Raw genomic sequence first — 25280 nt, 5'->3', positions numbered from 1 at the left:
CTCACAATGCCGCGCGAAGCGCTTCACGAATCAGGGTTTCACTGCTGGCATCAAGGCGGGCAATTTTGCTCACCATGCGGCTGGCTTCCTGTGGTTTATAGCCCAACGCCACCAGCGCAGCAACCGCTTCCTGCTCGGCGTCGTCAGTTGTCGGGCTTGCCGGAGACGTCAGGACCAGATCCGCTGCAGGTGTAAAGAGATCACCATGCAAACCTTTAAAGCGGTCTTTCATTTCTACAATCAGGCGTTCTGCGGTTTTCTTACCAATACCCGGTAATTTCACCAGCGCGCCCAGCTCTTCGCGCTCTACGGCATTAACGAACTGCTGAGCAGACATACCGGAGAGGATCGCCAGCGCCAGCTTCGGCCCCACGCCATTGGTTTTGATTAACTCTTTAAACAGCGTGCGCTCTTGCTTGTTGTTAAAGCCATACAATAGCTGAGCATCTTCTCGCACCACAAAATGGGTGAAAATAATCGCTTCTTGCCCGGCTTCCGGCAACTCGTAGAAACAGGTCATCGGCATATGCACTTCATAGCCTACCCCGCCCGTTTCCAGAAGGACCAACGGGGGTTGTTTTTCAATAATGATGCCTCTGAGTCTGCCTATCACGTGACGCTCCTGCGTTAAGGGCTAAAAGGTAATGCGCTATCATAAAAAAAGGCTGGATAGATATCCAGCCTCATTTGTCACTAACGTAACCGACCTCGCGCCAAATTCAGCCTCGACTCGCTCATTTGCATGGCGTTCTGACTGACATGGCAGTGGGTAATGGCAATCGCCAGTGCATCCGCGGCATCTGCTTGCGGATTCGCCGGGAGTTTTAGCAGCGTGCGTACCATATGCTGGACCTGGCTTTTTTCCGCGCTACCGATCCCCACCACGGTCTGTTTTACCTGGCGGGCCGCGTATTCAAAGACCGGTAGATCCTGATTGGTCGCCGCAACGATTGCCACGCCGCGAGCCTGTCCCAGCTTTAGCGCCGAGTCGGCGTTCTTCGCCATAAAAACCTGCTCAATGGCAAAATAGTCCGGCTGAAACTGGGTGATGATTTCCGTCACGCCCGCGTAAATCAACTTCAGACGTGACGGAAGATCGTCGACTTTGGTGCGAATGCAGCCGCTGCCGAGGTAGGTCAGTTGCCTGCCGACCTGACGAATAACGCCATAACCGGTGATGCGAGACCCCGGGTCAATGCCGAGAATAATAGACATCACGCATCTCCTGTTATTTTATGGCTTAACCACATCATTCTAAGGTGGCAGCAACCTCATCGGAGATTTCACCGTTGTGGTAAACTTCCTGCACGTCGTCGCAGTCTTCCAGCATATCGATCAGACGCATCAGCTTCGGCGCTGTTTCTGCATCCATATCCGCTTTGGTGGATGGGATCATAGACACTTCAGCTGCATCCGCTTTCAGACCAGCCGCTTCCAGCGCGTCACGCACTTTGCCCATCTCTTCCCACGCGGTGTAAACGTCAATTGCGCCGTCGTCGAAGGTCACAACGTCTTCAGCACCTGCTTCCAGCGCCGCTTCCATGATGGCGTCTTCGTCGCCCTGTTCAAAGGAGATCACGCCTTTTTTGCTGAACAGATAAGCCACGGAACCGTCGGTACCGAGGTTACCACCCGTTTTCGTGAACGCGTGACGCACTTCCGCAACGGTACGGTTACGGTTGTCAGACAGACATTCAATCATAACGGCTGTACCGCCAGGACCGTAACCTTCATAGATGATGGTTTCCATGTTGGAATCTTCATCACCACCCACACCGCGCGCGATTGCACGGTTCAGGGTGTCACGGGTCATGTTGTTAGCCAGCGCTTTATCAACCGCTGCACGCAGACGCGGGTTAGCATCCGGATCGCCGCCGCCCAGTTTAGCCGCCGTCACCAGCTCACGAATTATTTTGGTGAAAATTTTACCGCGTTTAGCATCCTGCGCTGCTTTACGGTGTCTGGTGTTGGCCCATTTACTATGACCTGCCATAAATAATATCTCCAAAAAGCGCGCCTTTTCAGGCGACGTTAATTACAAACTCTTCAATCGCCTGCCGGTTACTCCACGACTTGGTTAATTGGGCGGCTTCAACCGCATTAACCCAACGATAGGTCAGATGTTCGGTGAACACGATCTCTCGTTCTGAGGGAAGTGCCAAGCAAAACCAGGATTCAGTATTACGTTCAATTCCCGGTGCATAGCGATGACGTAAATGGCTAAAAATCTCAAACTCCACCGTGCGCTGACAGTCAATTAAGGTCAGTTGCTCAGATGCAACATCAATGGCGACCTCTTCCTTTACTTCGCGCATAGCGGCTTGCGACGCGGTTTCACCTTCTTCAAGGCTGCCGGTGACCGACTGCCAGAAATCAGGATCGTCGCGTCGCTGTAACATCAGCACTCTCCCGGTGTCCTTTGCATAAATCACGACTAACACCGAGACAGGCTGTTTATATGTCATATCAGTTATTCTCGGCCTTCTTAACAACCTGAATGCTCAGTTCCGCCAGCGCAGCTGCGTTGGCAAAGCTTGGCGCTTCAGTCATCAGACACGCTGCAGCCGTGGTTTTCGGGAAAGCAATAACGTCACGAATGTTGTCAGTACCGGTCAACAACATAGTCAGACGGTCCAGACCAAACGCCAGGCCCGCATGCGGCGGTGTACCATATTTTAGCGCATCCAGCAGGAAGCCGAATTTCTCACGCTGTTCTTGCTCATTAATGCCCAGAATACCGAATACAGTTTGCTGCATGTCGCCGTTGTGAATACGCACGGAACCGCCGCCTACTTCGTAGCCGTTGATGACCATATCGTACGCGTTAGCAACCGCGTCTTCCGGCGCTGCTTTCAGCTCAGCGGCCGTCATATCTTTCGGCGCGGTAAACGGGTGGTGCATTGCGGTCAGGCCGCCTTCACCATCGTCTTCAAACATTGGGAAGTCGATAACCCACAGCGGCGCCCATTTGGCTTCGTCGGTGATGTTCAGGTCTTTACCCAGTTTCAGACGCAGCGCGCCCATCGCGTCGGCAACCACTTTCTTGTTGTCGGCACCGAAGAAAATCATGTCGCCGTCTTGTGCACCGGTACGTGCCAGAATCGCTTCCACAATTTCTGCGTTCAGGAACTTAGCAACTGGGCTGGTAATACCTTCCAGACCTTTCGCACGTTCGGTGACTTTGATGTAAGCCAGGCCTTTCGCGCCGTAAATCTTGATAAAGTTACCGTAATCGTCGATCTGCTTACGGCTCAGCGCAGCACCGCCCGGTACACGCAGAGCAGCTACGCGGCCTTTCGCATCGTTTGCCGGACCAGAGAACACTGCGAACTCAACGTCTTTCACCAGATCGGCAACGTCAACCAGCTCCATCGGGTTACGCAGGTCTGGTTTATCGGAACCGTAACGACGCTCAGCTTCGGCAAAGGTCATGATCGGGAAATCACCCAGATCGACACCTTTCACTTCCAGCCACAGGTTACGCACCAGCGCTTCCATCACTTCACGCACCTGCGGTGCGGTCATGAAGGAAGTCTCAACGTCGATCTGGGTAAATTCAGGCTGACGGTCAGCACGTAAGTCTTCATCACGGAAGCATTTAACAATCTGATAGTAGCGGTCAAAGCCAGACATCATCAGCAGCTGTTTAAACAACTGAGGTGATTGCGGCAGCGCGTAGAATTTACCTTTATGTACGCGAGAAGGTACCAGGTAATCGCGCGCGCCTTCCGGCGTCGCTTTGGTCAGCATCGGTGTTTCGATGTCGAGGAAGCCGTGGTCGTCCATAAAACGACGCACCAGGCTGGTGATTTTGGCACGCGTTTTCAGGCGCTGCGCCATTTCAGGGCGACGCAGATCTAAATAGCGATACTTCAGTCGCGCTTCTTCGGTGTTGACGTGGTTAGAGTCCAACGGCAGCGAGTCTGAACGGTTGATGATGGTCAGATCGGAGGCCAGCACTTCAATTTCGCCCGTCGCCATATCGGCGTTGACGTTTTTCGCGTCACGCGCACGCACGGTGCCCGTAACCTGGATGCAGAACTCATTACGCAGTTCGGAGGCCAGCTTTAACGCGTCCGCACGGTCCGGATCGAAAAATACCTGCACGATACCTTCGCGGTCGCGCATATCGATAAAGATCAGGCTACCAAGATCACGACGACGGTTGACCCAACCACACAGAGTCACCTGCTGCCCCTCGTGGGACAGACGTAGCTGTCCGCAATATTCTGTACGCATGAGATATCCCTTAACTTTGCCGCAGGCGGATTGTCACCTGTCTCGCAGATGACGAAGTCGCAGCTTTAGCTGAATGTCACAACTGAATGAAAAAAGGCGGCTATTATACTGGAAATTCTGCCGCACGATAAGTCCGGTACTGACTGTACGCCTGTTTCCTCGACGGGCATTGCGTAATCTCACAAAAAATAACAAAAATTGTCGCCCCTTTCACACTGATTCGCGATTAAGGTGTAACGGATTTCTTTTATTACTGGAGTGACCATGCTGGAATTGAACGCTAAAACAACCGCCCTTGTCGTAATTGATTTACAGGAAGGGATCCTGCCTTTCGCTGGCGGCCCTCATACGGCACATGATGTGGTTACCCGCGCCGCGCAGTTGGCGGAAAAATTCCGTGCCCACGGTTCCCCGGTGGTAATGGTGCGCGTCGGCTGGTCTGACGATTACGCCGAAGCGCTGAAACAACCGGTTGATGCGCAAACTCCGGCTAAAGCGTTGCCTGAAAACTGGTGGGATTACCCGGCAGCTCTGGGGAAATGCGCCAGCGATCTCGAAGTCACCAAGCGCCAGTGGGGCGCGTTCTACGGCACCGATCTGGAGCTACAGCTGCGTCGTCGGGGCATCGATACCATCGTCCTGTGCGGCATTTCCACAAACATTGGCGTGGAGTCAACGGCGCGAAATGCGTGGGAGCTGGGTTTCAGTCTTATCATTGCAGAGGATGCCTGTAGCGCCGCCAGTGCTGAGCAACACCAGGCCAGCATGACCCACATTTTCCCGCGCATTGCGCGCGTTCGCAGCGTGGAGGAGATTCTGCAAGCGCTATGATTTATATCGGTTTACCCCAGTGGTCGCATCCAAAATGGGTGCGTCTGGGGATCACCAGCCTTGAAGAGTATGCCCGCCACTTTAACTGCGTGGAGGGCAATACCACGCTGTATGCGCTGCCTAAATCCGATATTGTTGCCCGCTGGCAGGCACAGACCACCGATGCGTTTCGATTTTGTTTTAAATTTCCGGCGACCATTTCGCATCAGGCTGCGCTGCGTAATTGTGATGACCTGGTACAGGAATTTTTTACGCGCATGTCGCCGCTGGAATCGCGCATTGGACAATACTGGCTGCAATTACCTGCGACTTTTGGCCCACGCGATCTGCCTGCCCTGTGGCAGTTTCTCGATACGCTCCCGAAATCCTTTACCTATGGTGTGGAAGTTCGCCATCCAGACTTTTTTGCCAAAGGCGAAGCCGAGCAGCTATTTAATCGCGGTTTACACGAGCGTGGAGTAAACCGGGTGATTCTGGACAGCCGCCCGGTGCATGCCGCAATCCCGCATACTGAAGCAATACGTGACGCGCAGCGCAAGAAACCGAAGGTTCCGGTGCATGCGGTAGTGACGGCAAACCATCCGATGGTACGCTTTATCGGTAGCGATAATATGGCACAAAACAGCGATCTTTTTGCCGTCTGGCTGACCAAGCTGTCGCTATGGCAACGCACCACGACGCCGTATCTGTTTTTGCATACGCCGGACATCGCGCAGGCCCCGGAGCTTGTTGATACGCTATGGGCAGATTTACGCAGCGCCCTGCCAGAGATCGGATCAGCACCCTCTATTCCACAGCAATCTTCTCTTTTCTGAAAATGCCACCTATCATAGTCAGTGCCAGCAGCCATTTTAAAAGGGAGTTTGTATGGTAAGCGCGCTTTATGCCGTATTGGGTGCGTTATTGTTAATAAAGTTCTCCTTTGACGTCGTTCGCCTGCGCATGCAATATCGCGTTGCCTATGGCGATGGAGGTTTTAGTGAACTGCAAAGCGCTATCCGTATTCACGGTAATGCGGTGGAATATATTCCCGTCGCGTTAGTGCTGCTGTTATTTATGGAAATGAACGGCGCAGAGACGTGGATGGTGCATATTTGCGGGCTGATGTTGATTGCCGGACGACTGATGCATTATTACGGATTCCACCACCGGCTTTTCCGCTGGCGCCGTTCAGGCATGAGCGCAACCTGGTGTTCGCTGTTGCTAATGGTGCTGGCGAATCTTTGGTATATGCCCTGGGAGTTGGTTTTCTCCCTGCATTAGCGCACAATACGCCACTTTATTTTTCCCGGATTTTTACGTTATGTCTCACCGCGACACGCTTTTTTCTGCGCCTATCGCCAGTCTGGGTGACTGGACCTTTGATGAACGGGTAGCTGAAGTCTTCCCGGATATGATCCAGCGTTCCGTTCCTGGCTATTCCAATATCATATCTATGATTGGCATGTTGGCCGAACGTTTCGTACAACCCAACACGCAGGTCTACGATCTGGGCTGTTCTCTGGGCGCGGCGACGCTCTCGGTGCGTCGCAATATTCATCACGAGAATTGCAAAATTATTGCCGTCGATAACTCCCCGGCGATGGTTGAGCGCTGCCGTCGTCATATTGATGCCTATAAGGCACCGACCCCGGTTGAGGTTGTCGAAGGCGATATTCGCAACATTACTATCGAAAACGCCTCGATGGTGGTGCTGAATTTTACCCTGCAATTCCTTGAGCCACCTGAGCGCCAGGCATTGTTGGATAAGATTTATCAAGGGTTGAATCCCGGCGGCGCGCTGGTGCTGTCTGAAAAATTCAGTTTCGAAGACGCTAACGTTGGCGAGCTGCTGTTCAACATGCACCACGACTTCAAACGGGCCAATGGCTACAGCGAACTGGAAATTAGTCAGAAACGCAGCATGCTGGAAAACGTGATGCTGACCGACTCGGTAGAAACGCACAAAGCGCGACTGCATCAGGCTGGCTTTGAGCACAGCGAATTGTGGTTCCAGTGCTTCAATTTTGGCTCTCTGGTGGCGTTGAAAGCTGAGGTTGGCGCATGATCGATTTTGGTAACTTTTATCAGTTGATTGCCAAAAATCATCTGTCCCATTGGCTGGAAACGCTTCCGGCGCAAATCGCTGCCTGGCAGCGCGATCAGCATGGTTTATTTAAACAATGGTCAAACGCCGTCGAGTTTCTGCCCGAGCTGACGCCGCATCGTCTGGATTTACTACACAGCGTTACCGCAGAAAGTAAAGAACCGCTCAGCGAAGGCCAGCTTAAACGTATCGACACCCTGATGCGTAACCTGATGCCATGGCGTAAAGGACCGTACTCGCTGTACGGCGTCAACATCGATACCGAATGGCGTTCCGACTGGAAGTGGGATCGCGTTCTGCCGCACTTGTCTGATCTCACCGGCCGTACCATTCTTGATGTTGGCTGTGGCAGTGGTTATCACATGTGGCGCATGATTGGCGCTGGAGCGCATCTGGCGGTTGGGATCGATCCTACGCAACTGTTTCTGTGCCAGTTTGAGGCGGTACGTAAACTGCTGGGCAATGACCAGCGTGCTCACCTGCTGCCGCTGGGTATTGAGCAACTTCCAGCGCTAAACGCCTTTGACACCGTGTTCTCCATGGGCGTGCTTTATCACCGCCGATCGCCGCTGGAACATCTGTGGCAGTTGAAGGATCAGTTGGTTAAAGATGGCGAGCTGGTGCTGGAAACGCTGGTCGTCGAAGGTGATGAAAATACCGTTCTGGTGCCGGGCGATCGCTACGCGCAAATGCGTAACGTCTACTTTATTCCATCTGCGTTGGCTTTAAAAAACTGGCTGGAAAAATGCGGTTTTGTTGATGTGCGCATCGCCGATGTCTGCGTCACCACCACCGAAGAGCAACGCCGCACCGAGTGGATGGTAACCGAGTCGCTGGCCGACTTCCTCGATCCGAACGACCACAGCAAAACGGTGGAAGGCTACCCCGCCCCATTACGTGCAGTATTGATTGCGCGTAAGCCGTAATAGATTGCCGAATGACCGTTACGTATAGCACCGTTTCTCCAAAATAGTTCAAGTTGCAGCAAGGTGGCAACGCAGCAAATCCCCGGGAGCGTAGATAACTACGTGACCGGGGTGCGCGAGGCGGCCAACGCTGCTGCGGCTTGAAATATGAAGGAGAAAAAAAGGCCCCTGTTGAAATTGCAGGGGCCTGGTACGAGCAAGCATCATATTGGGCGACATGATGCAACGGTAAAATCAGTTGGCCTGATGGTGTGCAATGATTGCTTTCATTTCAGCAACCGCCGTCCCGTCTACCGCATAGCGCGAATACTCATCCGCCTGCGCATCCGAAGACATCGACAACCCCGAATTGCGATAACGCATTGGTGAAGCCAGCCATACTCCGGCAGAACTGTGGACTTCCTGCACTCCAGCATCAAGGAACAGGGACAAATTCGAGGCGCGAACCCCCGCTCCGGCCATAATGATTGGAGCACCGGGCTGCGCAATAAGTTCCATTATTTTTGTTAAACCTTGCGCCGCATCTGATTTTTGCCCTGAAGTGAGTACTCTGGTAATGCCCAAATCAGCTAATTTTTTAAGCGCATTGAGTGGGTTAGCACACATATCAAAGGCCCGATGAAAAGTGACTTGCAGCGAACCGGCGGCAATCATTATTTTCTCCATGCGCGGCATATCGACATTGCCATCCACATCTAAAATGCCGGTCACCAGCCCTGAGAATCCCAGTTCCCTGACCATCGCAATATCATCCAGCATTGCAGCAAATTCACCTTCGGTGTAGCAAAAGTCGCCTCCACGTGGGCGAATAAGGGGATTGACGGGAATCGAAATGTGCTGGCGAACGGAACGCAAGACGCCCAGTGACGGCGTTAAGCCCCCTTCTTTGGGTGCCGAGCATAGTTCAATACGATCCGCGCCGTTTTGCTGCGCCGTGCGCGCGCACTCCATGCTGTAACAGCAGATTTCCAGAATAGCCATGTTCACTCCTGACGTTCGCTTGCCACAATGGTTTCAATCGACCACGGATGGAATTTTATCGTCACGCTACCATCGCTAACCGCCAGCGTCGGATTCGGTAAACGCTCACGCTCTCCTTTTGGCGAGCTGGTTTTCACAAAAATGCCCGGTTGACTCAGACCGTGATCGGAAAGCAGCGCCAGCGCTCGCGCATTCAGCGTTTCCGCCTCTCCCGGCAGAACAATTTCAATATGTTCCCAGCCTTCATGTGGGTAGCGTTTTTCGCCCGGCCACGGCAGTTCGACGATGGAAAATTGCCAATGTTGCACACAAACCGGCTCATGCAGTTTAAAAAGACAAATAGGTCTGCCGTTGATAATGTTTTCTGACAACAATTCACCGCACTGTTCAAACCCACGACGCCAGCGCTCTGCGGTGGTATTTTGATGGCAACGCAAGGAAATGTGATCGGCTTCCAGGCCTGTGATATCCAGCCCAAGGCGGGTAGAAAGTTCCGTTAATGCCTGCGTGAAATGCGGTAAATCTGCAGAAATATCCTGTAGTTCTGCAACGGTTTGCCAGTTCGCCATATTAAAAGCTCATATCCATGTTCAAAGTCGCTAATTTACTCTGTTGCGCTGCGCCATCCAACCGCTGTTTTCTCCGAACACATCATGAATAAATTTACGCCATTGCATTGTTTATATTTCAGGCTACTGGCGGTACACACAATGCTGACGGCAACGGGCATTTGCAGTATACTCCCGCCCTAAATTCTTAAACTGGTGCGGTGAATTTTAGGCCGCTTCATAAATGTAAGGTATTCCGGTGAATATTCAGGCTCTTCTCTCAGAAAAAGTCAGTCAGGCCATGATTGCTGCAGGCGCGCCTGCAGATTGCGAACCGCAGGTTCGTCAGTCAGCAAAAGTACAGTTCGGCGACTATCAAGCTAACGGCATGATGGCTGTCGCTAAAAAACTGGGTATGGCGCCGCGACAACTGGCTGAGCAGGTGCTGACTCATCTGGATCTCAACGGGATTGCCAGCAAAGTTGAAATTGCAGGCCCGGGCTTTATCAATATTTTTCTCGATCCGGTATTTCTGGCGCAGCACGTTCAGCAGGCGCTGGCTTCCGATCGTCTGGGCGTCACTCAACCGGCTAAACAAACCGTCGTGGTTGACTACTCCGCGCCTAACGTAGCGAAAGAGATGCACGTTGGTCACCTGCGTTCCACCATCATCGGTGACGCGGCGGTGCGTACGCTGGAGTTCCTCGGTCACAACGTTATTCGCGCTAACCACGTCGGCGACTGGGGTACTCAGTTCGGTATGCTCATCGCATGGCTGGAAAAACAGCAGCAGGAAAATGCCGGAGAGATGGCGCTGGCTGACCTGGAAGGTTTCTACCGTGATGCGAAAAAACATTACGACGAAGATGAAGCCTTCGCTGAACGCGCCCGTAGTTATGTCGTGAAACTGCAAGGCGGTGACGAATACTTCCGCGAGATGTGGCGCAAACTGGTCGACATTACCATGTCGCAGAACCAGTTAACCTACGATCGCCTCAACGTTACCCTGACCCGTGACGACGTCATGGGCGAGAGCCTGTACAACCCGATGCTGCCTGGCATCGTCGCCGATCTGAAGGCGAAAGGCCTGGCTGTTGAAAGCGAAGGCGCTACCGTCGTATTCCTTGATGAGTATAAGAACAAGGAAGGCGAACCGATGGGCGTTATCATTCAGAAGAAAGATGGCGGCTATCTCTACACCACAACCGACATCGCCTGCGCCAAGTATCGTTACGAAACCCTGCATGCCGATCGCGTACTTTATTACATCGACTCTCGCCAGCATCAGCACTTAATGCAGGCCTGGACCATCGTACGTAAAGCTGGTTATGTGCCGGATTCAGTGCCGCTGGAACACCACATGTTCGGTATGATGCTGGGCAAAGACGGTAAACCGTTCAAAACCCGTGCGGGCGGCACGGTTAAACTGGCCGATCTGCTGGATGAAGCGCTGGAGCGCGCACGTCGTCTGGTCGCGGAGAAGAACCCGGACATGCCTGCCGACGAACTGGAAAAACTGGCAAATGCGGTCGGTATCGGCGCAGTGAAATACGCGGATCTGTCCAAAAACCGTACCACCGACTACATCTTCGACTGGGACAACATGCTGGCGTTCGAAGGTAACACCGCGCCATATATGCAGTACGCTTATACCCGCGTACTGTCCGTGTTCCGTAAAGCAGATATCGACGAAAGCGCGCTGGCAAATGCGCAGGTCGTTATCAGCGAAGATCGCGAGGCTCAACTGGCGGCGCGTCTGCTGCAGTTTGAAGAAACGCTGACCGTCGTTGCGCGTGAAGGTACGCCACACGTGATGTGTGCTTACCTGTACGACGTTGCTGGTCTGTTCTCCGGCTTCTACGAGCACTGCCCTATTCTCAGCGCTGAAAACGAAGAGATTCGTAACAGCCGCCTGAAGCTGGCGCAGCTGACGGCGAAAACCCTGAAGCTGGGTCTGGATACGCTGGGTATCGAAACCGTAGAACGTATGTAATCACTTCAAATAATGTGAAAGCCCGCGCTATGTCGCGGGCTTTTTTATTTCCCCGAATGACCGCCCTCGTAGGCCTGATCAGCAAAGCACCATCAGGCGCTACGTTCACTGTAATTTGTAACAACCCACAAGGAATGACACATTTCCCTAGAGATATGGAACATCTTTTGCCTGTCATCCCGTCTAAGCCTCCGTATCATTAGGCGGCGAATTAATCGGGTACGGGTCAATGACATTCAGAGATTTTGAGGCGGAAGAAAAGCTCTTCCAGCGGCGTGTATTGGTGGCCTTTGGCCTGGTAGTCATCTGTTTTGGCATCCTGATTTACAATCTGTATAACTTACAAATCTGCCAGCACCAGTATTACACCACCCGGTCGAATGCAAACGACATCAAAATGCTGCCCGTCGCCCCAACGCGTGGCATGATTTACGATCGCAACGGCATCCCGCTGGTGCGCAACGTTACCTGGTACGATATTTCCGTTACGCCGTATAAAATCAGCGATATGAATGCGTTACTCCAGCAGCTCACGCCGATCGTTGACCTCACACCTGATGACATAGACCAGTTTCGCCATGAGCTGAAAGCCAGCAGCCGCTATCGTCCTGTGGTGCTAAAAAATGCGCTAACCGATGTCGAAATCGCCCGTTTTTCGGTAAACCAGTTTCATTTTAGCGGCGTCAACATCAATAGTTACGAAGACCGCCAGTATCCCTATGGCGCGGCGCTGGCGCATGTCCTGGGTTATGTTTCAAAAATCAATGACAACGACCTGAAAGCACTGGATCAAAAGGGTCTGGCGGAGAACTACGCCGCCGATCACAACATCGGTAAGCAAGGTATTGAGCGCTATTACGAAAACGAACTGCATGGAAAAACCGGTTATCAGGAGGTGGAAGTAGATAACCACGGACGCATCGTACGCCTGATCAAAGATGTGCCGCCCGTTGCCGGAAAAGATATCCATCTGACGCTGGATTTACATTTACAGCAATACATTGAGAGCTTGTTGACTGGCCAGCGTGCCGCCGTTTTGGTTGAAGATCCACACGACGGTTCCGTACTGGCGATGGTCTCAAACCCCAGCTATGACCCTAATCCGTTTGTCAAAGGCATCAGCTATCAGGACTATAACAAGTTACTCCAGGATAAAGACCTGCCATTAATCAATCGCGTCACGCAAGGATTGTACCCTCCCGCTTCAACGGTCAAACCGTATATGGCGATGTCGGCATTACTGAACGGTGTGATCACGCCGCAGACCAGTTTCTTCGGCGCCCCTACCTGGACGCTACCCGGCACCGAGCGACATTACCGTGACTGGAAAAAAACGGGCCACGGTATGCTGGATGTCACCAAAGCGATAGAAGAGTCTGCCGATACGTTCTTCTATCAGGTGGCGTATATGATGGGGATCGACCGGATTAACAGCATGCTCAGCCAGTTTGGTTATGGTAAACCGACCGGCATCGATCTTGATGAGGAGTATAACGGCCTGCTCCCGAGCCGCGAATGGAAGCAAAAAGTGCACAAAAAAGCCTGGTATCAGGGGGACACTATTTCAGTTGGCATCGGTCAGGGCTACTGGATTGCCACACCTATCCAGATGGTAAAAGCCATGGTCGCACTGATTAACAACGGCAAGGTTATCGTCCCTCACCTGCTGCTCGATGAAGAGAGCGGCAAAACCATCACGCCGTATCAGGCTCCAGAAGCACCGTCACAAATCGCCTCAGCCTCATCGCCCTACTGGGGACTGGTGCGTCAGGCGATGTTCGGCATGGCGAATGAACCAAATGGTACAGGTTATAAGTTCTTTCACACCGCGCCATACGGCATTGCGGCAAAAAGCGGCACCTCGCAGGTCTTTAGCCTGAAAGAAAATCAGACCTACAATGCGAAGATGATCCCTGTCCGCTTGCGCGACCACGTGTTCTATACCGCATTTGCACCCTATAAGAACCCGAAGGTCGCGGTGGCGTTAATTCTGGAAAACGGCGGCAGCGATGGTGTCACCGCCGCGCCGGTTATGCGTCAGATCATGGATCATCTGTTTGCCCCGCAGGACAACACGGTACAAACAGTGACGACTGAACAATCAGGTCCGATAGCGGTATCGCCATCGAATACCGATATCAAAAATACTTTCGCAAGTATTCGGTAAGGCACAGCATCGCCATCGCCTGTCCGTAAGGCATGGAGGTCCGAGGGATGTTGCGGTAGAAATCAAGATTGTGTCCCATCCCGGTACCAAACGAGGTGTGCAGCAGTTCACCTTCCGGTGAAATATGCTGCACAATGCCGCGAATGGCTTTTTCGGCTACCGGCGCATACTCTTGCCCAACATAGCGTTTACGTACTGCTTTGAGGATCCCATAGGCAAATCCGGCAGTTGCCGATGCTTCCAGATACGACTGCGGGTCGTCCAGCAAGGTATGCCACAACCCACTTTCATCCTGGCATTTCGCCAGCGCCGCGATTTGCGCGTTCAGGACCTGTACCAGATAGCGGTGAACAGCATTGTTTTCCGGTAAATCAAGTAATTCGAGGAAGTCCGGGATCACGATAGTTAACCAACTGTTGCCACGCGCCCAGCGGGCATTAGCAAAGTTATGATTTCCTTCATAGCTCCAGCCGTGGAACCACAGCCCCGTTTCTTTATCCATCAGGTTTTGCACGTGCAGCAGGAACTGATACGTTGCCTCTTCGATGTAGTCCGGGCGATTGAGTAGCTTGCCAATCTTCGCCAGCGGTAAAACCGTCATCATCAGCGTGTCATCCCACATCTGTTGATGGTTTTCTTCCGCCAGCGTGATGTGTTGCATACCACCAAATTCGGTACGCGGCATCTCATGCATTGCCCACTCAGCCCAGCTGTCGAGCCACGGCAGATACGCTGGATTACGCGTCTCTTCATAGCGATACGCCAACGTTAAAAATGGCGCCATGGTGTTCACGTTTTTAGTGGTTGCACCTTCAGCAAAGCGATCGGCAAACCAGCTATCGATGATATCGCGCATCGTTTCATCGCCGGTTTGCAGATAGTACTGATACATCCCGTACAGGCCGACGCCGTGTGTCCACTCCCATCCCGCCCAGCCTTTAGTATCAATTACGCGTCCATCGTCCAGACGCAGTAAGAACTCACCGGTTTCGTCATGAATATTGACCAGGTTATGCGTCACCTTTTTGATCAGCGTTTTTAATTCATCCCTGGCAATAAAATGTTCTGGCTGGCGCAATAACGGGCTATGTTTAACCGGGTAAACAATCATTTACTAAACCTCTGTCAATGTCGGATTCAATGCTGTGACCTGCCCCTGTTACGGCGCAGCAGCTTTATTTGGGAGGCCCCGCAATCCTCGCTTTGACAATGGGCATCCTTATAGGGTCACAGTAAAAGCTAACAGGAAGTGAAACCTTTCTATTTCTGCCAGAAGGATTCGTGAAATGGCAACAATACAAAGAGTCCGGCAACGTACGTCACTTATTTTATAAAACGACGTTTCTATTTAATTGAATGAGAGGCTGTAATGTTGAAACAACCAGCAGTTTCAACTGCTGGTCTGAATGACGGAGGGGGTTAACGGTAGTTCACAATCACCTGATTGCTCTGAATGCGTAACGCGGGGATCAGGCGACCACCGCCGGGGACCTCCCAGACAAAATGCATCGGTTCAATGGCCGGAACGTTATTGAACCCGTTGGTGGTCCCACTTTGCCCGTCCAGCTCGACACAACGGGACTGAGAACATAAACGCACCCGCAAACCTGCGGGCGTGGGGCCATTCAGCTCATAGCGCCAGGCCACCAGCGTCATCAAGCCTGAGACCGGCTGGCTGGGAACCAAAGGATCAGACGAGGCTGACTGGCCACGGTGATTTAAGGTGATCCCCATGCCACTTGCCTGCCAGGCCCCTTCTCCGGTGGCCTGCGCCACCAGAGGAAAAAACAACAACCACAGTAACTTACGCATTATTTACCTCCAATGGTCGCCGTCATGCGGATATGGCGGTTATCGGAAAGCTCCATATTCGATAACACCACCAACTGCGGGATGCTGCGGCGTAAAAACCGCGCCAGTAACGGACGTAACGCGTGATTAACCAGCAAGACCGGCGGCGCGCCCAACATTTCCTGCCGGGACAGCGCTTCCTGAGTCTGGGCCAGCAGTCGGTCTGCAAGCCCAGGCTCCAGGCCGCCGCCTCCCTGCAGCGCTTGCAGCAGCAAACGCTCGAGCGGAGTATCAAGACCGATAACCTGAACCTCTTCGTTACCCGGGAACCACTGCTGAGTGATGGCGCGTCCTAACGCAACACGGACTACCGCGGTAAGCTCATGCGGATCGTTTTGCAGCGGCGCATGTTCCGCCAGCGTTTCAAGGATGGTGCGCATATCGCGAATCGGTACTTTCTCGTCCAGTAAGTTCTGCAGCACTTTATGCAGCGTAGTGAGCGTCACAACGCCCGGCACCAGATCTTCCGTCAGCTTTGGCATCTCCTGCGACACTCGATCCAGTAACTGCTGCGCTTCCTGACGGCCAAACAGCTCAGCGGCGAACTGTCCAATCAGATGGTTTAGATGTGTAGCAACAACAGTACTGGCTTCAACCACCGTAAAGCCCTGAATCTGCGCCTGTTCCTTCAATGCGCTTTCAATCCAGATAGCGTCCAGTCCGAACGCCGGATCGACCGTTTTCTCACCCGGCAGCGACCCGGCGGCAGTACCCGGGTTAATGGCCAGCCAGCGTCCCGGATAGGCGTCACCGCTGCCAATTTCTACCCCTTTCATCAAAATTCTATAGCGGGCCGGCTGCAGATCCATATTGTCTCGAATGTGTACCACCGGCGGCAGGAAGCCCATATCCTGGGCAAATTTCTTACGAATACTGCGAATTCGCCCCAGTAACTCGCCATCCTGCTGAAAATCCACCATTGGGATCAGGCGGTAACCAACCTCCATGCCCAGCGAATCTTCCAGCTGCACGTCGTTCCATGTGGCTTCCACCACGGAGTTGTTTTCCGGCATTTTCACCGGCTGCGGTTCATCTGGCGCTTTTTGCTCACGACCGCGCATCCACCATGCCAGAGCCAACAATGCGGCAGTAAACATCAGAAACACCAGGTTAGGCATGCCCGGAACCAGACCCAAAAGCCCAAGTACCGCCGCACTGAGCAACATGACGCTGGGGTTGCTAAACAGTTGGGTCACCATCTGTTCGCCTACGTCCTGGTCGGTACTCACGCGGGTCACGATAACACCCGCCGCGGTAGAGATAACCAGCGCAGGAATTTGTGCCACCAGCCCGTCACCGATGGTCAGCAGGGTATAACTTTCCGCAGCGCTGCCCATGCTCATACCATGCTGCAACACCCCAACTAACAGACCGCCGACCACGTTGATTACCATGATCAAAATACCAGCGATGGCATCTCCACGGACGAATTTACTCGCACCGTCCATTGAGCCGTAAAAATCCGCTTCCTGGGTCACTTCCGAGCGTCGTTTTTTAGCTTCATCTTCGCCAATCAGACCGGCATTCAAATCCGCATCAATCGCCATCTGCTTGCCGGGCATGCCATCCAGCACGAAGCGCGCGCCAACCTCGGCGATACGCCCTGCACCTTTGGTGATTACCATAAAGTTAATGATGACGAGAATCACGAAGACCACGATGCCGATCGCGAAGTTACCGCCCACCAGGAAGTGGCCGAAGGCTTCAACCACCTTCCCCGCCGCCGCCGCGCCGGTGTGTCCTTCCATCAAAATGATACGGGTCGACGCGACGTTCAGGGCCAGACGTAATAATGTGGTAAACAGCAAAATCGTCGGGAATGCGGCAAACTCCAGCGTACGCTGGGTGAACATCGCCACCAGCAGCACCATGATCGACAGCGCAATGTTAAATGTAAACAGCAAATCGAGGACGAAAGCCGGCAGCGGCAGCACCATCATCGACAGAATCAGCAGGATGAGGATCGGTCCGGCAAGTATTTGCCATTGCGTGGATTTCAGGTTGCTGGGCAGACGCAGCATCGCGACCAGATTAGCCATCAGTATTCTTCTCGTTCATGAAATCCAGTGCTTCAGGCACCGGAAGGTTTTCAGGTTGTGGTGGGCGTTTGCCGCCAGCCAGACGCCAGCGTTTTAGCTGCCATACCCATGCCAGTACTTCGGCAACGGCGGCGTATAATTGCCCCGGTATTTGCTGACCAATCTCAGCATGGCGATAGAGCGCACGCGCCAGTGGTGGTGCTTCTAATGTCGGGACACGGTGCTCTGCGCCAATTTCACGAATGCGCAACGCAACCAGCCCGGCCCCTTTCGCAACAACTTTCGGCGCACTCATTTTGTTCTCGTCATACTTCAACGCCACTGAGTAGTGCGTAGGGTTAGTGACAATAACGTCTGCTTTCGGCACATCCGCCATCATGCGACGCTGAGCGGCCGCGCGCTGCATTTGACGAATTTTGCCCTTAACGTGCGGGTCACCTTCGCTTTGCTTAAATTCATCGCGGATATCCTGACGCGACATACGCAGTTTTTTCACATGGCTATAGATCTGGAAAAAGACGTCGAACCCCACCATCGGAATAACGCCAAGCACCACCAGTAGTGCACACATACCGACTAAATCCAGGGCGTTTCCCATCGCCGTAATCGGTGACTCCGCCATCAGACGCATCATCGCCGGCCAGTTATGCCAGAGATAAAATCCGGCCACGCTTCCCACCAACGTGGACTTCAGTATTGCTTTGAGCAGTTCTGCGCCGGTTTGCGCGGAAAACATGCGCTTAATGCCCGGCAGCGGATTCAGCTTGGAGAATTTGGGTTGCAGGGATTTACCGCTGAAAATCAAGCCACCAAGCATCACCGGGGAAATTAAAGCCACCAGAACGACGCCGGTAATCAACGGCAACAGCGCAATCATCGCGTCTTTAATCAGCAGGATGATTTGGCTGAGGATCAGATTCGGGTCGTTGACCATACTGTGGTCAAAACGTAATCCGGCCGACAGCATGCCAGCCAGCCTACGGGCAAGCGACTCCCCACCAATCCAGATAATGCACACACCCACCAGCAAAATAAGCAGTGAGGTTAGCTCTTTGGATCGGGGGATCTGCCCTTCTTCCCGCGCTTTTTCAAGTCGGTGGGGTGTGGGGGCTTCTGTTTTGTCGTCGTCGCTTTCTTCTGCCACGCATCAGACCCTGGATAGAGATATAGGCGAGAATGATGCCAGAACAGCTATCCAGCAATGGGAAGAGTAAGCGGTAAAAAAGACGGGATTTATGGCTTTAAGCAGAATTGCGCGTAAGCCGGATGAGAGGCCCACGCCTCACATCCGGCAAATACGCATCAGAACCCGAGGCTATCCAGCAGGTCGTCAACCTGATCCTGACTTGCCACTACACCGGCTTTCGAGGCGTCAACCTGCGGGCCGTTAAGCAAGCTTTCGTTTTCACGTTTTGGACGAGCGCCCTGTTCCGGAATGTTTTCCAACAGAACCATCAGCAGCTGACGTTCAATTTCCTGGATAACATCCATCATGCGCTTGATGACCTGACCGGTGAGATCCTGGAAATCCTGCGCCATCATGATGTCCAGCAACTGGGCATTGGTAAAGCTGGTATGTCCAGGCACATCACCAAGGAACTGACGGGTATCGGTGACCAGTTCACGAGCATCGGACAGTTCGATCGGATTTTCGAACCATTCATCCCAGCGTTTAGTCAGGTCTTTGGCCCCTTTTTCCATCGCGTCCTGATGCGGCTGCGAAGCTTCTACGCTGTTTAGCGCGCGCTCTGCCGCCTGCGCGGTCATCTGTACAACATAATCGAGACGATCGCGGGCATCAGGAATCGCTTCTGCCGCTTCGGCAATGGCCTGATCCAGCCCCAGTTCACGCAGGCTGTCGCGCAGCATTCGGGTCAAACTGCCGATGCGCGCGATGATGTCCCCTGCAGAGTGTTCGTCAGCAGGTTTAATTTGTGGTTGCATCATCATCACACCCTCACATGCCCAGTTTCTCAAAGATTTTATTCAGTTTTTCTTCCAGCGTCGCCGCCGTGAACGGTTTCACGACATAGCCACTGGCACCTGCCTGTGCTGCCGCAATGATGTTCTCTTTTTTCGCTTCTGCCGTGACCATCAGCACCGGCAGAGAAGCCATCCCGCCATCGGCACGGATGGTTTTCAGCAGTTCCAGTCCATCCATGTTCGGCATGTTCCAGTCAGAAATAACAAAACCGAATCCCCCAGCCTGCAGCTTGTTCAGCGCATCCACGCCGTCTTCAGCCTCTTCAACATTGTTGAATCCCAGCTCTTTAAGCAGGTTACGCACGATGCGACGCATGGTGGAAAAGTCATCCACAACCAAAAACTTAAGCTCTTTATCCGCCATAAAAATAAACTCCTGATTCAAATACGTATTGCCTGTCCGGCACTAATTTTCACCAGCATTTGCTGGCTCACCTGGCTAAGATCGACCACTTCGCTTACGCCACCCATATTGATGGCCTCGCGCGGCATGCCGAACACCACACAACTTGCTTCGTTTTGCGCAATGGTCCAGGCTCCCGCCTGATTCATCGCTAACATTCCGGCTGCGCCATCGTTGCCCATACCGGTCAGGATCACCCCGACGGCATTGCGCCCCGCATGTTTCGCCACCGAATGGAACAGCACATCCACTGAGGGCCGATGCCGATTAACCGGCGGACCGTCATGAATTTTGATTTGATAGTTCGCGCCACTGCGCGCCAGTTCCATATGCTTGTCGCCCGGCGCGATATACGCATGCCCCGGGAGTACGCGCTCTCCGTCTTCTGCCTCTTTCACGGTTATCTGGCACAGTTTGTTCAGACGTTCGGCGAACGAACGGGTAAACCCTGGTGGCATATGCTGGGTAATAAGAATACCGGGGCTTGAAAGCGGCAATGGCTGGAGTACATGGCGAATTGCCTCTGTTCCTCCGGTTGACGCCCCAATCACCAGCAGCTTTTCCGAACTGAGTAACGGCCCTGCTTTCAAGGTCGTCGGTGCCGCCATGGGCTTATGGGCCGCCAGTTTTGCGCGCGATGCGGTGCGGATCTTTTCGGCAATCATCTCGCTATACGCCAGCATCCCTTCGCGGATCCCCAGTTGCGGTTTGGTGACAAAATCAATCGCCCCCAGTTCCAAGGCCCGCAGCGTGACCTCTGAACCTTTACCGGTCAGTGAAGAAACCATCACCACAGGCATTGGACGCAGGCGCATCAACTTCTCCAGGAAGTCGAGGCCGTCCATGCGCGGCATTTCCACGTCCAGCGTCAGGACGTCGGGATTGTATTTTTTGATTAAATCCCGGGCGACCAACGGATCCGGCGCCGTCGCCACCATTTCCATATCACTGTGACTGTTAATAATTTCGGTCATGATTTGACGCATCAATGCAGAATCATCTACCGACAACACCCTGATTTTACTCATGCTTTATCCTTACCTGGCGCATGCGCATACACGGTCTGTCCACGCAGGCTAAACTCGCGCACAAGGTTGCTAAAGTTTTCTGAATGACCTGCAAACAGCAGCCCGTCAGGTTTAAGAAGTGGAACAAAACGGTGCAAAATGTCCTGTTGTGTCGTTTTATCGAAATAGATCATCACGTTACGACAAAATATGGCGTCGAACGGTCCGGGCACGTTGTACTGCTTATCCAGTAAGTTCACGCTGGAAAATTCAACATGACCTGCCAGTTCCTGCCTAACGCGTACCAGTCCTTCATGCGGCCCGGTGCCGCGCATGAAATAACGCTGCAACTGCTGGGGTGACAGCGTCTTTAGCTCATCGAGGCGGTAAATGCCGTTTCTGGCCTTTTCCAGTACTTCGGTATCAATGTCGCTGGCAAAAACGCGCCAGCGGCCCGGTGCCATACCTAAGGTATCGGCAAGCGTAATCGCAATGCTGTAGGGTTCTTCTCCGGTTGACGCCGCCGCGCTCCAGACGCGGTATTCACCGCTGCGCCGACGAGCGTGATCTGACAGCACCGGAAAATGATGCCCTTCGCGAAAAAACGCGGTCAGGTTGGTAGTCAGGGAGTTAATAAAAGCCTGCCACTCAGCACTGTTCTGGTTAGCTTCCAGCATGCTGAGATAGCGACCAAAGTCATCCAGCCCCAGGGTACGCAGACGACGAACCAGGCGGTTATAAACCATGTCCCGCTTATGGTCGGCCAGTACGATCCCCGCACGCTGGTAGATTAATTGACATATCCGACGAAAATGCGCGTCAGACAGCGCGAGGCGCTGTGTCATCTGTAACAATAATGACGTTTGCCCGGAGGGCAGAGATGATGTCATAGCGCCTTCTCAATCACATTCAGGATACAACGGGCGCAACCTGAGGCTGCGCCAACTCTTGTTTTGCTACGGTTTGCTCTTCAAGTTTAAAAAATGCGACACAAGCAGAAAGATGATCGGCCTGCGTGGCAAGTTGTCCGGCGGCGGATGCGGCTTCTTCCACCAGACCGGCGTTTTGCTGCGTCACGGAGTCCATCTGGCTGACGGCCTGCGCCACCTGCTCAATGCCTCTGCGCTGTTCATCGGATGCCGAGGCAATCTCGCCCATGATGTCGTTAACCCGGGTCACCGAACTGACTATTTCCGTCATAGTGCGCGACGCCATATCCACCAGCTGCGAGCCCTGATGCACCCGGGTGACAGATTCCTCAATCAGTCCCTTAATTTCTTTCGCCGCCTGTGCGCTACGGCTTGCCAGATTGCGCACCTCACCAGCGACGACGGCAAAACCACGCCCTTGCTCCCCCGCCCTGGCGGCCTCTACCGCGGCATTCAACGCCAGGATATTGGTCTGGAAGGCAATGCTGTCAATCACGCCGATGATGTCGCCGATTTTCTGCGAGCTGGCAGAAATCTCATGCATAGTGCTGGCGACCCGGGACGTCTGCTCGCCACCTTTATGCGCTGTGTCTGCCGCACTTTTGGCGATTCCTGACGCCTGGCGTGCGTTATCAGCGTTCTGGCCGACGGTGGCGGTCAGTTGCTCCATGCTGGCCGCCGTTTGTGCCAGCGCGGCCGCTTGCTGTTCGGTTCGCGAAGATAAATCGTTATTGCCCATCGCAATTTCTGAAATACCGCTATGCATGGCTGAGCTGCCCTGACGAACGTCACTTACCGTTTCGCGTAACGCCTTTTGCATCTTCTGCAGGCTGGCAAAAATGGCCGAGATCTCATTGCGCCCATAAACCGCTACCGGTCGTGCCAGGTTCCCCGCGGCAATACTGTCGAAATGGCTGCCAATAATCGCCAGCGGCTGAACGATCATCTTGCGCGACCAGAACAGCGCACCGCTGGTGAGCAGTGCCGCCAGTACCACCATGGTGGCGAAAATCACCCCCGACATATGGTAATTGCGCTGACTCTGCTCTCCCGCCGTTTGCAACACGCTGTCGATGTTGCTCTGCCACGCATTCACATTCGCATCAAAAGCATCTTGAGCCGCCTGCACCGGCGCGGTCAGAAAATCTGACAACTGATTATTTTCAAGCCAGGTGGCCTGATGCGCGAGAGCGCTGTGCCACTGGCTGAAACTATTCTCCGTTGCGCCAAACAGCGCCTTCCCTTGCTCCGTCGAATCCGACGTCGCCATAAAGCGTTTAAACATCAACTCAGACTGCGCCAGGCTATCGCGCGCGAGGGTCATCAGCGTTTTGATGTCCTCTGGCGGATAGCTCAGAGCGGTCAGCGTCCCTGCCTTATTAAGGGCCGTACTGGCCTGTAATAACACAGCGCGGGTTTGGGCCAGCGCAGCGCGTTGCTGATTACTCCGTTCGACCTGATTCAGGTTCTGAAAACCGTCCCGAAATGCCCAGAAGGACAAGCCATTACTGCCAATCTGCAAAACACCGCAGAGGATTAAAATCAAAAACAGCGTGGTCGAAATTCGAATACGATTAAACATCAACGCTCCCATCGGGCGGCACTGGCCGCGGTTTAACTATCAGTCAAAATGTTTCCCAATTCGTATCTTGTTCAATGTTCTGGCGCGGATAGGATGCGCTCGGGGCTGCAGGTAATCGTGTATCGCGTGGTTTTGTCGAGGCCGGACGTGACGCAAGACGGAAAGTCGACACCGACTGCGTTAAGCGACTGGCCTGTTCTTCAAGAGCGGCCGCTGCGGCAGCTGACTCCTGTACCAAAGAGGCGTTCTGCTGCGTAACGCGATCCATTTCAGAGACCGCGAGCGCAACCTGATCAATCCCCCGGCTTTGCTCGTCAGATGCCGAGGCAATCTCGCCCATAATGTCGGTCACCCGCGTTACGGCATTGACGATGTCGTTCATTGTTTCGCCGGCGCTTTCTACCAGTACGGAGCCGGTATCAACCCGGGAAACGGAATCTTCAATCAATGCCTTAATCTCTTTCGCCGCCTGCGCACTGCGGCTTGCCAGATTACGCACTTCACCCGCTACCACGGCAAAGCCGCGGCCTTGCTCACCGGCACGCGCTGCTTCAACCGCCGCGTTCAGTGCGAGAATGTTGGTCTGAAAGGCAATGCCATCGATGACGCTGATGATGTCGGCGATTTTCTTCGAGCTATCGGCGATTTCGTGCATGGTGTTCACCACGCTATCAACCACTTTGCCACCATGCTGCGCGGTATCGGACGCGCTTTTCGCCAGTTGCGAGGCCTGACGCGCGTTGTCCGCGTTTTGCTTCACGGTTGCGGTCAGCTGTTCCATGCTGGCTGCGGTCTCTTCCAGTGCAGACGCCTGCTGTTCCGTACGAGATGAAAGGTCAGTGTTTCCGCTGGCAATTTCGCTGGTACCGGAATAAATCGCATCAGAGCCTTCACGCACCAGAGTGACGGTTTCCGTCAGCGAGCGCTGCATATGATCAACCGTACTGGCCAACTCGCCGATTTCGTTACGGCCACTAACGGCGAGAGTTGCGGTCAGGTTACCGCTGGCGATTTCCCGGATATGGGCAATGACACGGGACAGAGGATTAAGCAGGGTATGACGGATGCCATACCAGACCACCACCAGAATCAGCACCAGCACAACGGCCAGCACGCCGAGCTGCCATTGGGCGAAATGGTAATCCCGCGCGCTTTGATCAAATGCCTGGACGTAAAGCTTTTCGCTAACGCTGGCGTACTTGCCCAGCGCCTCGCCGAGCGCGTTTTGCATTCCCTGCGTAGGCTGCGCGAAGTAGGCGTCCATATTGCCGCTTTCCAGAAACTGAACCAGTTCTGCCAGGGCCGCATGGTACTGCTGATATTTTTCCTCAACGTTGCCGCTGGCTTCTGCCATTTCCGGCAACGGTGTGATGTTTTTAAATTTTGCGTAATGCGTTTCAGCCTGCGCCAGCGATGCTTTCGCATTCTTCAGCAGATCGTTTTTGGCGCTGCTTTGCTGGTTAGACGCATCCATCATCATGCGCGCAGAAGAACGGCTTAAATTGATTCGTGTCTGCAGCATCAGATCCCATGTTGAGGTGAGTTCACTTTGCTGCTGTCGAAGATCGTTAGAAATAACAAAACTTTGCTGATTCTGCTGCAATGAAGAAAACAACAGACCACCGGAAACAAGCTGTAGCAGTGCGAAAACCCCCAGCACCATCATCAGCATTGTGACAACGCGGATACGGTTAAACATAAGGCACCTTCCTGAA

General features: G+C 53.4%; 24 protein-coding genes. 7 read left to right on the top strand and 17 right to left on the bottom strand.

Annotated features, from left to right (window positions below):
* Window position 1: 1 nt before the first annotated feature.
* The 5 genes from ruvA to aspS all read right to left on the bottom strand — a co-directional run bounded on the left by ruvA (window position 2) and on the right by aspS (window position 4239).
* Window positions 2–613 (bottom strand): Holliday junction branch migration protein RuvA, encoded by a 612-nt coding sequence (gene ruvA, locus OGY04_RS04190; protein ID WP_286584827.1) that lies wholly within the window; start codon window positions 611–613, stop codon window positions 2–4.
* 80 nt (window positions 614–693) lie between these two features.
* Complete coding sequence (ruvC, locus tag OGY04_RS04185) at window positions 694–1215, bottom strand: crossover junction endodeoxyribonuclease RuvC (protein ID WP_003034867.1); 522 nt, start codon at window positions 1213–1215, stop codon at window positions 694–696.
* A gap of 34 nt (window positions 1216–1249) precedes the next feature.
* Window positions 1250–1993 carry a YebC/PmpR family DNA-binding transcriptional regulator gene (locus OGY04_RS04180; RefSeq protein WP_003833836.1) on the bottom strand — a complete coding sequence of 248 codons (744 nt, stop codon included), beginning with the start codon at window positions 1991–1993 and terminating at the stop codon, window positions 1250–1252.
* 28 nt (window positions 1994–2021) lie between these two features.
* Window positions 2022–2465: a dihydroneopterin triphosphate diphosphatase gene (gene nudB / locus OGY04_RS04175; protein WP_003034863.1), complete on the bottom strand. Its 444-nt coding sequence runs from the start codon at window positions 2463–2465 to the stop codon at window positions 2022–2024.
* Window position 2466: 1 nt separating this feature from the next.
* The gene (gene aspS, locus OGY04_RS04170) at window positions 2467–4239 is read right to left on the bottom strand and encodes an aspartate--tRNA ligase (RefSeq protein ID WP_003833841.1); all 1773 of its coding nucleotides are present in this window, start codon (window positions 4237–4239) and stop codon (window positions 2467–2469) included.
* 264 nt (window positions 4240–4503) lie between these two features.
* Between aspS and OGY04_RS04165 the strand changes: the two genes are divergently transcribed.
* From OGY04_RS04165 to cmoB, 5 genes are read left to right on the top strand one after another with little or no spacing between them, the layout of a single operon-like run.
* On the top strand, window positions 4504–5070 hold the full coding sequence (locus tag OGY04_RS04165; protein ID WP_111465441.1) for a hydrolase: 567 nt from the start codon (window positions 4504–4506) through the stop codon (window positions 5068–5070).
* Window positions 5067–5885, top strand: a complete 819-nt coding sequence (locus OGY04_RS04160; protein WP_195994738.1) for a DUF72 domain-containing protein — start codon at window positions 5067–5069, stop codon at window positions 5883–5885. Before OGY04_RS04165 ends, OGY04_RS04160 begins: the two co-directional genes overlap by 4 nt.
* A 52-nt stretch (window positions 5886–5937) precedes the next feature.
* Window positions 5938–6333: an MAPEG family protein gene (locus OGY04_RS04155; RefSeq protein ID WP_003833847.1), complete on the top strand. Its 396-nt coding sequence runs from the start codon at window positions 5938–5940 to the stop codon at window positions 6331–6333.
* Window positions 6334–6373: 40 nt separating this feature from the next.
* Window positions 6374–7117 carry a carboxy-S-adenosyl-L-methionine synthase CmoA gene (gene cmoA, locus OGY04_RS04150; protein ID WP_008785057.1) on the top strand — a complete coding sequence of 248 codons (744 nt, stop codon included), beginning with the start codon at window positions 6374–6376 and terminating at the stop codon, window positions 7115–7117.
* Window positions 7114–8082: a tRNA 5-methoxyuridine(34)/uridine 5-oxyacetic acid(34) synthase CmoB gene (cmoB, locus tag OGY04_RS04145; RefSeq protein WP_003833851.1), complete on the top strand. Its 969-nt coding sequence runs from the start codon at window positions 7114–7116 to the stop codon at window positions 8080–8082. The genes cmoA and cmoB overlap by 4 nt, the downstream gene beginning before the upstream one ends.
* Window positions 8083–8316: 234 nt before the next feature.
* Here the strand turns inward: cmoB and cutC are convergent, their stop codons facing one another.
* Window positions 8317–9063, bottom strand: a complete 747-nt coding sequence (cutC, locus tag OGY04_RS04140) for a copper homeostasis protein CutC (protein WP_286584826.1) — start codon at window positions 9061–9063, stop codon at window positions 8317–8319.
* Between the two features lie 2 nt (window positions 9064–9065).
* Entirely contained in the window at window positions 9066–9632 is a 567-nt protein-coding gene (locus OGY04_RS04135; protein WP_003833855.1) for a VOC family protein, read from the bottom strand.
* A 238-nt stretch (window positions 9633–9870) separates the two neighbouring features.
* Here OGY04_RS04135 and argS point away from each other — a divergent pair, with 238 nt between their 5' ends.
* Complete coding sequence (gene argS / locus OGY04_RS04130; protein ID WP_008785061.1) at window positions 9871–11604, top strand: arginine--tRNA ligase; 1734 nt, start codon at window positions 9871–9873, stop codon at window positions 11602–11604.
* Between the two features lie 229 nt (window positions 11605–11833).
* Window positions 11834–13771 (top strand): peptidoglycan DD-transpeptidase MrdA2, encoded by a 1938-nt coding sequence (gene mrdA2 / locus OGY04_RS04125; RefSeq protein WP_153752789.1) that lies wholly within the window; start codon window positions 11834–11836, stop codon window positions 13769–13771.
* Here mrdA2 and bglB read toward each other — a convergent pair.
* The 10 genes from bglB to tar form a co-directional block, all read right to left on the bottom strand.
* Window positions 13743–14882 carry a beta-galactosidase BglB gene (gene bglB, locus OGY04_RS04120; RefSeq protein ID WP_008785063.1) on the bottom strand — a complete coding sequence of 380 codons (1140 nt, stop codon included), beginning with the start codon at window positions 14880–14882 and terminating at the stop codon, window positions 13743–13745. The two genes, mrdA2 and bglB, sit on opposite strands and share 29 nt — an antisense overlap.
* Window positions 14883–15190: 308 nt before the next feature.
* Complete coding sequence (gene flhE, locus OGY04_RS04115) at window positions 15191–15583, bottom strand: flagellar protein FlhE (protein WP_149607411.1); 393 nt, start codon at window positions 15581–15583, stop codon at window positions 15191–15193.
* Window positions 15583–17661, bottom strand: coding sequence for a flagellar biosynthesis protein FlhA (flhA, locus tag OGY04_RS04110; RefSeq protein ID WP_003833865.1), 2079 nt, complete (start codon window positions 17659–17661; stop codon window positions 15583–15585). Before flhA ends, flhE begins: the two co-directional genes overlap by 1 nt.
* Window positions 17654–18805, bottom strand: a complete 1152-nt coding sequence (flhB, locus tag OGY04_RS04105; RefSeq protein WP_003833866.1) for a flagellar biosynthesis protein FlhB — start codon at window positions 18803–18805, stop codon at window positions 17654–17656. The genes flhA and flhB overlap by 8 nt, the downstream gene beginning before the upstream one ends.
* Before the next feature lie 158 nt (window positions 18806–18963).
* Window positions 18964–19608: a protein phosphatase CheZ gene (gene cheZ / locus OGY04_RS04100; protein ID WP_003034659.1), complete on the bottom strand. Its 645-nt coding sequence runs from the start codon at window positions 19606–19608 to the stop codon at window positions 18964–18966.
* Between the two features lie 10 nt (window positions 19609–19618).
* Window positions 19619–20008 carry a chemotaxis response regulator CheY gene (cheY, locus tag OGY04_RS04095; RefSeq protein WP_003034656.1) on the bottom strand — a complete coding sequence of 130 codons (390 nt, stop codon included), beginning with the start codon at window positions 20006–20008 and terminating at the stop codon, window positions 19619–19621.
* A gap of 17 nt (window positions 20009–20025) precedes the next feature.
* On the bottom strand, window positions 20026–21075 hold the full coding sequence (locus tag OGY04_RS04090; RefSeq protein ID WP_003833872.1) for a protein-glutamate methylesterase/protein-glutamine glutaminase: 1050 nt from the start codon (window positions 21073–21075) through the stop codon (window positions 20026–20028).
* Entirely contained in the window at window positions 21072–21944 is an 873-nt protein-coding gene (gene cheR, locus OGY04_RS04085; protein WP_032943796.1) for a protein-glutamate O-methyltransferase CheR, read from the bottom strand. Before cheR ends, OGY04_RS04090 begins: the two co-directional genes overlap by 4 nt.
* Before the next feature lie 19 nt (window positions 21945–21963).
* Complete coding sequence (gene tap, locus OGY04_RS04080) at window positions 21964–23565, bottom strand: methyl-accepting chemotaxis protein IV (RefSeq protein WP_071446161.1); 1602 nt, start codon at window positions 23563–23565, stop codon at window positions 21964–21966.
* A gap of 43 nt (window positions 23566–23608) precedes the next feature.
* The gene (gene tar, locus OGY04_RS04075; RefSeq protein ID WP_286584824.1) at window positions 23609–25264 is read right to left on the bottom strand and encodes a methyl-accepting chemotaxis protein II; all 1656 of its coding nucleotides are present in this window, start codon (window positions 25262–25264) and stop codon (window positions 23609–23611) included.
* Between the last annotated feature and the right edge of the window lie 16 nt (window positions 25265–25280).

The organism is Citrobacter sp. Cpo091, from assembly GCF_030332645.1.
In the GTDB taxonomy this organism is placed as follows: domain Bacteria; phylum Pseudomonadota; class Gammaproteobacteria; order Enterobacterales; family Enterobacteriaceae; genus Citrobacter; species Citrobacter portucalensis.
The sequence above is the reverse complement of the archived record's forward strand: the minus strand, read 5'-3'. Positions and strand labels throughout refer to the sequence as shown.